Genomic DNA, 10,129 nt, shown 5'->3' on the forward strand with positions numbered 1-10,129 from the left:
AAAGAATGCGCATCATTGTTGTGTTTAACCTGAAAGAAGGCGTCAGCGCGGCTGATTACGAAGCCTGGGCCAAGAAGGATGATATCCCGGGCGTGAACCGGCTCAGCTCGGTCGAAAAGTTCACCGTGCACAAGGCGACAGGCCTTTTCGGCTCTGACGATGCCGCGCCTTATCAATATGTCGAGGTGCTGGATATCAATGGTATGGACCAGTTTGTTGCTGATATTTCCACCGAGGAATTTCAGGCGATGGCGGCTCCTTTTCAGGACTTTGCCGATAACCCGCAGTTCATCTTGACCGAAGATATCTGATGGCAAAGCGTTTTGAAGGAAAAACTGTCGTCGTTACCGGGTCCGGCAAGGAGAAGGGACTGGGGCAGGGCATATTGCAGCGTTTCGCGGATGAAGGGGCCAATTGCGTTGTTTCCGATTTGACCATTGGCGATGAGGAAGACGGTGTTGCGGACGAATTGCGTAGCCGCGGCGCGAAGGTTGTAACCGTTGCTTGCGATGTCAGCGATGCCGCGCAATGTCAGGTGCTAGTCGATCAGTCGGTTGAAGCCTTTGGCGCGGTCGATATTTTCGTCAACAACGCCGGGATTGGTTTTATGATGAAGCCGCTGCTAGATGTTGATCCGGCGGACTGGGCGACGGTGATTGGCGTGAATCTCTCTGGCGCATTCTATTGCACGCAGGCCGCAGCGAAAGCGATGGTCAAAGCTGGCAATGGCGGGCGCATAATCAACATTGCCTCTCAGGCTGCTAAGACGGCCTTTCCGCATTTGCCGGCCTATGTCAGTTCGAAACATGGCATGGTCGGCTTGACACGGGCGAGCGCGCTGGAGCTTGGCGCGCATGGCATTACCGTCAATGCCGTCTGCCCCAACCATGTCACAACCGGGTTAGGAGGGCAGCAAAATGACTATTTCTCGAAGCTGCTAGGGTTTGAAAAAGTGGCTGACTATCTCGAAAACATGAGTGCCAAAAACCCGATGGGTCGTCCCGGGTTGCCAACTGATACGGCTGCGGTTTGTGCATGGCTAGCCAGTGATGATGCTTTTTATATGACCGGTGAAGCACTTAATATTGCAGGCGGGGAGGAAATGCACTGATGCAAGAAGAACGCATGGATTGGCCGGACGGCGCGAAAATGGCGCTGAGTATTGTTGTCAATGTCGAGGAAGGTAGCGAGATGACGGTAGCGCGCGGGGATCGCGGCATGGAACCCGTGGATGAGCTCGGTATCCATATCAAATCTCCGATCCGGAACTATGGCAATGAAAGCAACTATCTTTACGGGCTAAAGGCTGGTGCGCCGCGCATTGTAAAGCTCCTCAAAGAGTTTGATATCATGGCTAGCTGGACTGTTGCAGCGATGAGTCTTGAAAACTATCCGGAGATTGCCGGCGCGATTGAAGAAATGGGGCATGAGCCGGTGAGCCATGGATATCGCTGGGTTCATCAATTCAAGATGGACGAAGAAAAAGAGCGCGAATTTATCCGCAAGGCAGTGACGTCCATCGAGAAAACAGTCGGCGTTCGCCCCTATGGCTGGCTGTCGCGTTATTTCCATACCGACAACACCCGCCGCCTTTTGATCGAGGAAGGTTTCGACTATCATATGGATGATTATTCCGGTGATGTTCCGTTCTGGGACCGGGACACCGTGCCGGATAAACCTATTGCGATCGTGCCGTATCAGCTCGATTCCAACGACATGAAAATTTGGACCGATCCGGCGATGACGCCGGCCCACTGGCTTGAATATGCCAAGAATAATTTTGACCAGATTTATCGCGAGGGCGAAGAGGGCAATCCTAAAATGATGTCGCTTGGCTTGCATTTGCGGATCATCGGTCGTCCCGGGCGCATCTGGGCCCTGAAAGAGTTTCTTAAGCATGTGCGGTCGAAAAAAGATGTCTGGGTGACATCCCGACATCAGATTGCAAAACATCTGGCGAAAGTTGATCCTGCATGACCCTGCGTCTCGAGAAAAATGGCAAGATCGCGTGTCTGATTATCGATCGACCGGACAAGCGTAATGCATTTACCCAAGAGATGTGGGAGCTGTTCCCAGCGCTGCTGGCAGACGCGATGGCGGACGATGCGGTCCGGGTGTTGACCGTAAACGCGAGCAAAAAGGACAGCGCCTTTTGCGCCGGCGCCGATATTGGCGAATTTGGCGCTGGTTCGACGGATCCGGAATGGCGGGCAAAGAACCAGGCCGCAATCGGCAAGGTGCAGCATGAACTGGCGCAGGCACCCAAGCCGACCATCGCAGTGATAGATGGCGATTGCGTTGGCGGCGGTTGTGGTATCGCGCTGGCGTGCGATATAAGGGTCGCGGGACCTCGGGCACGTTTTGGCATTACGCCGGCAAAGCTTGGACTGGTCTATCCGCTTCACGATACTAAGTTGCTGGTCGACGCCGTTGGCCCGTCACAAGCAAAGCGCATATTGTTCACTGGTCAGATTTTACCGGCGGAAGAAGCGCTGCGTATCGGTCTAATTACGATTCTCGCTGAAGAACCTTATGCCGAAGCCATGGCATTGGCTGAAACAATGGCTTCGGTATCTTCGCACAGCCAGCGCATGAGCAAGACGATCATAAAACGTATATTGGATGGGCAGGCGGATGATGATGCGGAATCGAGGGCATTGTTTGATTCCGCCTTTGAAAGCGATGACTTCAAAGAGGGTGTGAGTGCTTTCCTTGACAAACGCAAACCGGAATTCTGATATGACTGATACTGTGCAACATGGTTCCATATTAGGTGGTATAGCAACCGTTCCCGATCTCGAAGTGGCGAACAAAGACTATCGCGATGTGCTGGGCATGCAGATTGTTGAAAATGGAATCTTGTCTAGTGATCTCGCAGGTAGTTGGGGCTGTCAGAATAGCGCAGGAGCAAAGATGTCGGTCCTGCAACCTGCAAGCGGGGCGAAATGTTTCATCCGTCTTGTCGAACAGCCGGACCATCCAGATTTCAAACCGACAATGACCTATGGCTGGGCCGCCTACGAGTTGAGCGTTCAGGATGTTTTTGGCTGGCCCGATCGTTTGCAGGGCAGCGGGTTTGATATTGTCGGGCCGCCCAAGGAATTGGAAGGCATGCCCTTTTTCGTTCCGATGCAGGTTCTGGGGACTGGTCGCGAGATGATCTATCTCAATGAGGTGCGCGAAGATATGCCGTCGACTGATTTGCCGAAAGCACAATCGCGGACGGATCAGATCTTCATCGTGATACTGGCCTCGCCGGACCGTGCGGAAACCGTCCGATGGTATGAGGAAAAGCTGGGCTTTGACGCTGCAGATACTTTTTCACTCGCTTATTCGATGATCAACAACGCCTTCGGCTTGCCGGCGGATACCAGGTCCGATTTGACGATGGTGCAAAGTGGGCGGCTGCCCATTGTCGAGGTTGATCACTATCCGGCGACCGCCACAATCCGGACCCGGCATGACGGTATGTTGCCGCCAGGCAATGCACTGGTGACATTGGCTGTGGATGATTTTCGCAACATTGATGTGGACTGGATTACACCGCCGGAGAAGCGGGAAACAATGCCCTATAATGGTCGTCGATCAGCCACTGTCAAAGGGCCTGCCGGGGAACTATTGGAGTTGATCGAAATCGGCAAATAGCTAGCGTAGGTGCTGACCGGGCGTCCATTGTTCCGGCGAATAGAGTGCGCTGGCGGATTGGAACGGCTTTTCCTCCAGCTCGGTCGCCAGCGTATCGTTCCACCGGTTGAGAAATCCGAACATGCTGATCACCGCCATGATTTCGGTTTTTTGGCGTTCCGAATAATAGGTATCGAGCGCGGCAAAATGTTCATCGGTCGCGGCATTGGGAACCTGACCCGCCGCAAACGCAAGGTTCAGCGCTGCGCGCTCTGCATCGGTGAAAAGATCACTTGTTTGATATTCCCACACCGCCTTCACCTTGACCTCATCAACGCCCGCATCACGAGCACCCAGCGTTGTATGTGCCTTGCAATATTGACAACCTGCCGCTGCGCTAACCACGGCGCCAATCAGGCGTTTGAGGCCATTGTCGATTTCGCTCTCGCCATAGATTACCGATACCAGACCGCGAAAGGCGCCGAGCAGTTCCGGCCAGTGCGCCATGGTCATCAGTGAATTGGGAACATAGCCCATCAGATTTTGAGAAAATTTGAGCGCCGCCTGCGTTTCGCTTGGCAATTCGTCCAAGGTTAGCGGTTTGATACGGGTCATGAGATGCTCCTTTATTGCTCTCTCGGGCGAGTGTGCGCCAGCATGGCTACCATATCTTGCCGCCAATCCAGACTCCCGCTGCCGGAACAAATTCGGTGATCCGGATATCGGCCCAGATATCTGCCTTGAAATAGGGGTCCCGTTCCAGCAGCGTTCGCGCGCTGATTGCGTCCTCGGCTTTTACAATCAGCAATGATCCCACCGTTATGCCGTCCGGCCCAACAAGTGGTCCGGCGATGAGAATGTCATCAAGCACTTTCTCGATGTGGCTGAAATGCGCATTGCGGGCATTCAGCCGTGCTTGCGCGGTTTCCGGTTTATCGGTGCAGTAAATCGCGTAGGTCTTCATGGGTTGGCCTCTTCAAAAAATGAAATGAGTTCCTGCGCTATTTGCCCGGCTGCTTCATCCAGAACCGTGCGTTTGATATCAAGCCGTTCGACCAGTCTGGTGCTTTGGATCAATTTTGCCGCCCGTCTGGTTGCATCGAGCAAGGCTGATTGCGAAGCCACTACGAGCGAAGGGTGCTGAACCTTTGGCAGCTTGTCCTCAACGTCATAGGTGAAACCGGCATGGAAGGCCGCGTTCATATTGCGACCGTGGCGAACCTGCTCCACGAACATCTCGAAACTGCGCTCTCGTCCCTGGCTTTCCAGGCGCTTGGTCATTCCGCGATCCCAAGGTTGTTCCAGACAGATTAGATCCGTTGTAATCTCGAATGGCTTGGCGGTTGCACCCCTATATTTTTCGCGGGTTGCCGCGTCGAAAGCGGGGACATCGACGAGCGCCAGTTTCCTGATCCTTTCAGGCGCGCAAAGCGCCATCTCGACCGCAACAAGATTGCCGGTATGGAAACCCATCAGGTCGATTGGCTCCGCGCCGGAAAGATCGCTGGCTACCGCGAGAATCGCTTCCGAGAAATCTTCGATGGAAGGATATGGCATGAATGCATCCGATCCGCCATGGCCCGGATAATCCGGCGAGATGACGCGGCGATCTTTGGCGAGATGCGGCATGATAGTGGTGAACGCGAGACCACTAAAAGGTGCCGGGTGCAGGCAATAAAGATCGGGCCGGAATGAAGTGGTTTCAGGGTCCTGAATCCGCCAGTGCACCTGACCAAATGGACCGTCGCTATACCCTTTCTGTATCATTCGGTCGTTTCACCAAGCCTTGCCATCTGCGCGAGATAAAGTCGGCGGGTGAGGGGCATCATGAGCAATGGGATGATCGCGAACAGGATCGGCACGCTGGCAACCGCGTAGCGTAGGTTGTCTTCGCCGAACAGGCCGCTGGATAGCTCCCCTACAGCGATGGGGCCAAGTGATCCGAACCAGCTGATCGCCAGATAATATAGCGCCACAATTTGTCCGCGGATCTGCGCGGGCGTTATAATCAGTAATGATACGACGCCCATCGCCGTAACGATCCCGGTGCCGACGATATTCAAGCACAATATCGCAAAGGCCAGTTCCCCGGTTGGCATGAACAGCGGCAGCGCACCGGTCGGCACGAGGATGAAAAAGCCGATAAAGAGCAGACGAAGCGAAGCATCCTTGACGCCTTTTTTCGTCCACCAGTCAGAAAGAGTGCCGATGATCAGCATGTTTGCCGGGCCAAGGATCAACAGTGCTATTCCGTTTGCAAGAGCATATTTTTGCGGCGACCACCCCCATGTGCGTTCAAAAGTGGGGGCAAGAAAGCCTTGACTATAGGCGATTGCCGTCATTGTTCCGATGATCGATAGAAAACCAAAATACAGCAGTCGATTATCCCAGATATATTTCATTGCGTCGCGAAAGCCGCTGCCGCTGATTACCTCGGTTGAAGCAGCGACCGGGCGGCGGGCCGGTTCCTTGATAAAAATAAAGAACAGCGCCAGTAAGAGGCCAGGTAAGCCAACAACAATCATTGTGAATCGCCAGGGTGACAGTTCTCCGAACAGCGGCAGGCTCTGGTTTCCACTCGCCGCGGTCCAGGCGATGATCGCGCCGCTCAGCAGCGATGCGATGCCGGCGCCCAGAGGAAGAGCGGCAGAGTAAAAGGCGACGGGTTTGCCGCGCCGTTCGGTCGGAAAACTGTCACCGATGATCGAGAACGCTGCCGGACTGAGCGTTGCTTCGCCTATACCAACTCCCATGCGAGCGGCAAAAAGCTGGGCGAAGTTTTTTGCCGTGCCGGTGGCGATGGTCGCGACCGACCAAAGGGATACGCCAATGGAGACGATCCATACGCGTTTGCCTCGGTCGATCAGCCAGCCCATGAAAATGCCGACAAAGCCGTAGATCAGCGTGAAGGCGCTGAGCAGCCAGCCTATAGATCGGTCGGAAAGATCAAATTCGGCCTTGATCGGTTCAATCAGCAGGCCGAGGATGTAGCGGTCAATAAAGCTGAAAATATAGGCGATAGTTAGCATCACCACAATGAACCAGCCGGTTGCCGCAGCGGGATATGGTTTTGGCGCTACATCAATTGCCACTGTAGGTTCCACGCTCATCATTGCGCATCCGGAATAAGATAAATCACCACGAGATTATCATCATAATCAACAATACCAATTTCCCGTCCGATGCGGCCATCATGTGTTTCCAGACGACCTTCCTCATAGACTTTGAGACCAAGTGCCTCGCTATCGGCCATCACTTTATCAGGATTCGCAACATCGAGCACGATGGCGCTGCGCCGGGGGTAGGGAACCGGAGGCACTGGCACGTTCTTTATCCCTGAGAGCGCCATCACACGGGGTTGCTCCGGCAACGATAAAATGACGAAATCCAGTTCCGCGCCCTCGGGGATTTCAAAGACAGGGATGGAATAACTATCCGAATTATGACCCTTGCGATATGTCACTTCGAACCCGAGGACGCCTTCATAAAAGGTCAGGGCACGGTCGATATCCTCGACGACAAAATTGGCCCGCTGAAATCGGGTTTGCTGTTTTCCGGTCATATTGTTCCCTTCAACTCCATGCTTTCGGTAGCCTGCTTACTTATTCGTGGATCTTGACTAGCTGGTTCACTTCGTAAAAATATCCGTCGAGATCCCAGAAGGAGCAACCGATCATATCCTTTTGTTTCCCGTCCGCGCCGGTGACCTGCCAGTCATGCGGTTCGCAATGGATGCGTGAACCGAGCGCGCGGGCACGCTCGACCGCTTGTCTTGCATCTTCCGAAGCGACTACAAATATTGGCGTTCCGAACGCGATTTCTGTCGGAAGTTCAGATGGCGCGTCCTGATTTGGATCGATCCATTCGAGCAAGCCGATCATGCCGATTAAATCATCGTTGCATTTCAATATGATGAGCCGCGTCTTGTCGCCTTTCTTACCAGCGGCCAATTGATTGCCAGACAAAGTGAAAGGGGTGTCCATCCAGCGAGTCATGCCAAAGACCTGCTCATACCAATGCGCTGCGCGATCACCATCACGCACCATCACGGTGGTGCGCTTGATAATATCAGTCATTCAATTTTCGGGCTTTCGATCAGGAGAACCTGACAGTCGGCCATGTCTGCGCGGAGCATTTTGGCTTTTGCATATTCCGGGCTGTTCCAGAATTTTTTCGCAGTTTCCTTATCCGGCCATTCCGATATCACCATTGAAGCGCCATCACCAAATTGACCTTCGAGCAATTCCGCCCCAGGGCCGCGCAATATATAGCGACCGCCAAATTTCTCAACCAGAGCACCGGCGGTGGCGCCATACCCGGAGATAAATTTATCGCGATCTTTTATGTTCGCAGTAACAATCATGTAAGCAGGCATTGGCAGTTCCTCGATTTCTCAATTCGATTGTCCAGATAAATTGCTCCCTTGAGGGCGGAGAGCAACTGCTATTTTGGCCATCGCGCTTTGTCGCTGAGATAACGGCTAGCATCCTTGGCGTCTGTCGGCTGGTAATTGCTGAATAGGTCAGGACCATATTGTGATCGATATTGTTCATATACTGGCATGAATATTTCGCTATGAACAATCGGCTGACGATGTCGGGAGCGGAAATCAGCGATCGGTATCCGAGCGTGGACGAGCGTTTCAAAAGCGGTTTTCGCTATATTCATTAGTTCGCCATCGGGTCCATATATTGCGGTGCCGCCGCCGCCAGCATCCGCAAAATAATATTTATTCTCTGGTGAAGCAGCATTGTTCGCGACAGCCGTATAGATGCCATTGTAAAGTGACGTTGCCTGCATATCGATGGGAGAGAAGCCGCCGGTTGCCGTGCGTAGCATGATTTCTGCGCCTTTCATTGCCATCGCCCTCATCAATTCCGGTTCGCGCTGGGTCGATGTTGTAGCGATGTTGCCGATCGGTGTTCGAGTAACGGGGACAACCGCGTCCGCCCCGTACATTTCAATGTAACGATGCAGCACATCATAAATGGACGTGGTGAACAATTCAAAATCTCCGCCAAAAGCACCCTTGATGTTGCGGGCCTTCCAATGCTTGTCGACCACTTCTCCCTTATCATTCATGATCGTCGTGATCGACAGCAGGGCGTCCGGCCAATCCGGATCGCGCACATAGGATCCGAACACCAGCCAGCAGCCATGCTCGCGTGCTTTTTTACCCAGCATCTCGGTTTCTTCACCGGGAACTTCGATCGCTACCTTGCGTGCGTCCGCGAGATTCCATTGTTGATAATAACCGGTAATCGGGAATTCGTGAAAGAACAGAAGGTCTTTCTTTCCGGTCAGCGAGCTGGAGGCGTCAATCAGATCCATCATATGCTGGACATTGGCGCGGCGTGTCTGTTTCAGATTCGAAAGTTCCACTGGCACTACGCGGGATTGCACCGCACCTAGTGTGATGTGAGTTTTGGAAAGCGGTACGGTTGCGTAGCTCCCATCCGGAGTGAAATTCAGTTTATCCGGGCCCCCTTTGGTGGACGCTTGCGCAAAATCTGCCCAGCCCAGAGTGGCGCCGGCAGCGATTCCTGCCCCTGCACCGAATAACGCCCTTCGCGACAACGCATTTAATTTTGTCACTGCCTATCTCCTCTCATGACGGCCCTTTTTACCAAGGGCCTTGAAAGCAGGCTATTTGTCCGGACAACTTATTGCAAGCACATTCAAACAAAACTACATCGCGGATAGAAATGTTGTATTTTTGTGACAGTCGGCGGCATAAAATCGCATCTTTCAGAAATTTGTCTGGACAAATTATTAAGACAGTGAGAGTTTTGCCCATCTAAATTAAGGGGGCGCTCAGCCGCCGTGGGGAGATAACAGTATGAAGAAATTTGCAACCGGAACGATCAAATCGGCGTTGTTGGCCGCGACTGCTTTGGCGGTTGCGCCTGCCTATGCACAGAGCGGCGAAGCTGGAGCAGCCGATGGGTCGGATTCCAATATCATCATCGTCACAGCCCGGAAAAAAGAAGAGAATTTGCAAACGGTACCGGTGACTGTGAACGTTATCGGCGAGCAGATGATTGATGATGCAAATATCGCCGGACTTGAAGATCTGTCTGATTTCACCCCTGGCTTTCAGTTGCAATCCGCATTCGGCCGTGATGCTGACCGTCCGGTTATTCGCGGTGCCTCGAACATATTGTTTTCCGAGGGTAAGGTTGGATTCTTTATCGACGGGATCCCCTTTGTCGGCGCATCGACAGCGCTTGATCTGGAAAATTTCGGTCGCGTAGAAGTGATTAAAGGGCCGCAAAGCGCTGTCTTCGGGCGCGGGACGCTGTCAGGAGCGGTAAACTATGTCTCGAGACGTCCTGCAAGCCAACTGTCCGCAGATTTCGAGCTCACTGCGGCGACGCATGACAAGTATGAAGTTTTCGGGCGCGTCGCTGCTCCTATTGCGGACGGCTTAAGTGTCTTTGTAGCAGGAAAATATAGTGAGTTTGCCGGATTTTATACGAATTCCGTGACCGGCAAGCGGTTGGGT

At 53.3% G+C, this 10,129-nt stretch carries 14 protein-coding genes; 6 read left to right on the plus strand and 8 right to left on the minus strand.

Going from position 1 to position 10,129, the window contains the following annotated elements:
• The first annotated feature begins 5 nt into the window (after nt 1–5).
• The 5 genes from ACN0WW_RS16070 to ACN0WW_RS16090 are packed head-to-tail and all read left to right on the plus strand — an operon-like array spanning nt 6 to nt 3,645.
• Nucleotides 6–311: an REDY-like protein HapK gene (locus ACN0WW_RS16070; protein WP_417613915.1), complete on the plus strand. Its 306-nt coding sequence runs from the start codon at nt 6–8 to the stop codon at nt 309–311.
• A complete protein-coding gene (locus tag ACN0WW_RS16075) occupies nt 311–1,111 on the plus strand; it encodes an SDR family NAD(P)-dependent oxidoreductase (protein ID WP_417613917.1) in 801 nt (266 codons plus the stop codon). The genes ACN0WW_RS16070 and ACN0WW_RS16075 overlap by 1 nt, the downstream gene beginning before the upstream one ends.
• Nucleotides 1,111–1,977 carry a polysaccharide deacetylase family protein gene (locus ACN0WW_RS16080; protein ID WP_417613919.1) on the plus strand — a complete coding sequence of 289 codons (867 nt, stop codon included), beginning with the start codon at nt 1,111–1,113 and terminating at the stop codon, nt 1,975–1,977. Before ACN0WW_RS16075 ends, ACN0WW_RS16080 begins: the two co-directional genes overlap by 1 nt.
• The gene (locus ACN0WW_RS16085; protein WP_417613921.1) at nt 1,974–2,738 is read left to right on the plus strand and encodes an enoyl-CoA hydratase/isomerase family protein; all 765 of its coding nucleotides are present in this window, start codon (nt 1,974–1,976) and stop codon (nt 2,736–2,738) included. Before ACN0WW_RS16080 ends, ACN0WW_RS16085 begins: the two co-directional genes overlap by 4 nt.
• A 1-nt stretch (nt 2,739) precedes the next feature.
• Nucleotides 2,740–3,645 (plus strand): VOC family protein, encoded by a 906-nt coding sequence (locus ACN0WW_RS16090; protein ID WP_417613923.1) that lies wholly within the window; start codon nt 2,740–2,742, stop codon nt 3,643–3,645.
• Here the strand turns inward: ACN0WW_RS16090 and ACN0WW_RS16095 are convergent, their stop codons facing one another.
• From ACN0WW_RS16095 to ACN0WW_RS16130, 8 genes are all read right to left on the minus strand, one after another.
• Nucleotides 3,646–4,239, minus strand: a complete 594-nt coding sequence (locus ACN0WW_RS16095; RefSeq protein ID WP_417613925.1) for a carboxymuconolactone decarboxylase family protein — start codon at nt 4,237–4,239, stop codon at nt 3,646–3,648.
• Between the two features lie 46 nt (nt 4,240–4,285).
• Complete coding sequence (locus ACN0WW_RS16100) at nt 4,286–4,588, minus strand: YciI family protein (protein ID WP_417613927.1); 303 nt, start codon at nt 4,586–4,588, stop codon at nt 4,286–4,288.
• The gene (locus ACN0WW_RS16105) at nt 4,585–5,391 is read right to left on the minus strand and encodes an alpha/beta fold hydrolase (protein WP_417613929.1); all 807 of its coding nucleotides are present in this window, start codon (nt 5,389–5,391) and stop codon (nt 4,585–4,587) included. The genes ACN0WW_RS16100 and ACN0WW_RS16105 overlap by 4 nt, the downstream gene beginning before the upstream one ends.
• Nucleotides 5,388–6,716 carry an MFS transporter gene (locus tag ACN0WW_RS16110; protein WP_417613931.1) on the minus strand — a complete coding sequence of 443 codons (1,329 nt, stop codon included), beginning with the start codon at nt 6,714–6,716 and terminating at the stop codon, nt 5,388–5,390. The genes ACN0WW_RS16105 and ACN0WW_RS16110 overlap by 4 nt, the downstream gene beginning before the upstream one ends.
• 17 nt (nt 6,717–6,733) lie before the next feature.
• A complete protein-coding gene (locus ACN0WW_RS16115; protein ID WP_417613933.1) occupies nt 6,734–7,186 on the minus strand; it encodes a VOC family protein in 453 nt (150 codons plus the stop codon).
• A gap of 40 nt (nt 7,187–7,226) precedes the next feature.
• Nucleotides 7,227–7,700, minus strand: a complete 474-nt coding sequence (locus tag ACN0WW_RS16120; protein ID WP_417613935.1) for a VOC family protein — start codon at nt 7,698–7,700, stop codon at nt 7,227–7,229.
• Entirely contained in the window at nt 7,697–7,999 is a 303-nt protein-coding gene (locus tag ACN0WW_RS16125) for a DUF1330 domain-containing protein (protein ID WP_417613937.1), read from the minus strand. Before ACN0WW_RS16125 ends, ACN0WW_RS16120 begins: the two co-directional genes overlap by 4 nt.
• A 68-nt stretch (nt 8,000–8,067) precedes the next feature.
• Nucleotides 8,068–9,219, minus strand: coding sequence for a nitrilase-related carbon-nitrogen hydrolase (locus tag ACN0WW_RS16130; RefSeq protein ID WP_417613939.1), 1,152 nt, complete (start codon nt 9,217–9,219; stop codon nt 8,068–8,070).
• Between the two features lie 244 nt (nt 9,220–9,463).
• On the opposite strand from ACN0WW_RS16130, the gene ACN0WW_RS16135 reads away from it, so the two are divergent.
• A partial coding sequence (locus ACN0WW_RS16135) for a TonB-dependent receptor plug domain-containing protein (protein ID WP_417613941.1) occupies nt 9,464–10,129 on the plus strand: 666 nt, incomplete at its 3' end.

The organism is Parasphingorhabdus sp., from assembly GCF_048269865.1.
Taxonomy (GTDB): Bacteria; Pseudomonadota; Alphaproteobacteria; order Sphingomonadales; family Sphingomonadaceae; genus Parasphingorhabdus.

What these genes read in the sequence shown, in the direction of transcription:
- ACN0WW_RS16090 (WP_417613923.1), top strand. Translation starts at nt 2,740, where the DNA reads ATGACTGATACTGTGCAACATGGTTCCATATTAGGTGGTATAGCAACC.
- ACN0WW_RS16100 (WP_417613927.1), bottom strand. Translation starts at nt 4,588, where the DNA reads ATGAAGACCTACGCGATTTACTGCACCGATAAACCGGAAACCGCGCAA.
- ACN0WW_RS16095 (WP_417613925.1), bottom strand. Translation starts at nt 4,239, where the DNA reads ATGACCCGTATCAAACCGCTAACCTTGGACGAATTGCCAAGCGAAACG.
- ACN0WW_RS16120 (WP_417613935.1), bottom strand. Translation starts at nt 7,700, where the DNA reads ATGACTGATATTATCAAGCGCACCACCGTGATGGTGCGTGATGGTGAT.
- ACN0WW_RS16085 (WP_417613921.1), top strand. Translation starts at nt 1,974, where the DNA reads ATGACCCTGCGTCTCGAGAAAAATGGCAAGATCGCGTGTCTGATTATC.
- ACN0WW_RS16070 (WP_417613915.1), top strand. Translation starts at nt 6, where the DNA reads ATGCGCATCATTGTTGTGTTTAACCTGAAAGAAGGCGTCAGCGCGGCT.
- ACN0WW_RS16080 (WP_417613919.1), top strand. Translation starts at nt 1,111, where the DNA reads ATGCAAGAAGAACGCATGGATTGGCCGGACGGCGCGAAAATGGCGCTG.
- ACN0WW_RS16125 (WP_417613937.1), bottom strand. Translation starts at nt 7,999, where the DNA reads ATGCCTGCTTACATGATTGTTACTGCGAACATAAAAGATCGCGATAAA.
- ACN0WW_RS16115 (WP_417613933.1), bottom strand. Translation starts at nt 7,186, where the DNA reads ATGACCGGAAAACAGCAAACCCGATTTCAGCGGGCCAATTTTGTCGTC.
- ACN0WW_RS16075 (WP_417613917.1), top strand. Translation starts at nt 311, where the DNA reads ATGGCAAAGCGTTTTGAAGGAAAAACTGTCGTCGTTACCGGGTCCGGC.
- ACN0WW_RS16105 (WP_417613929.1), bottom strand. Translation starts at nt 5,391, where the DNA reads ATGATACAGAAAGGGTATAGCGACGGTCCATTTGGTCAGGTGCACTGG.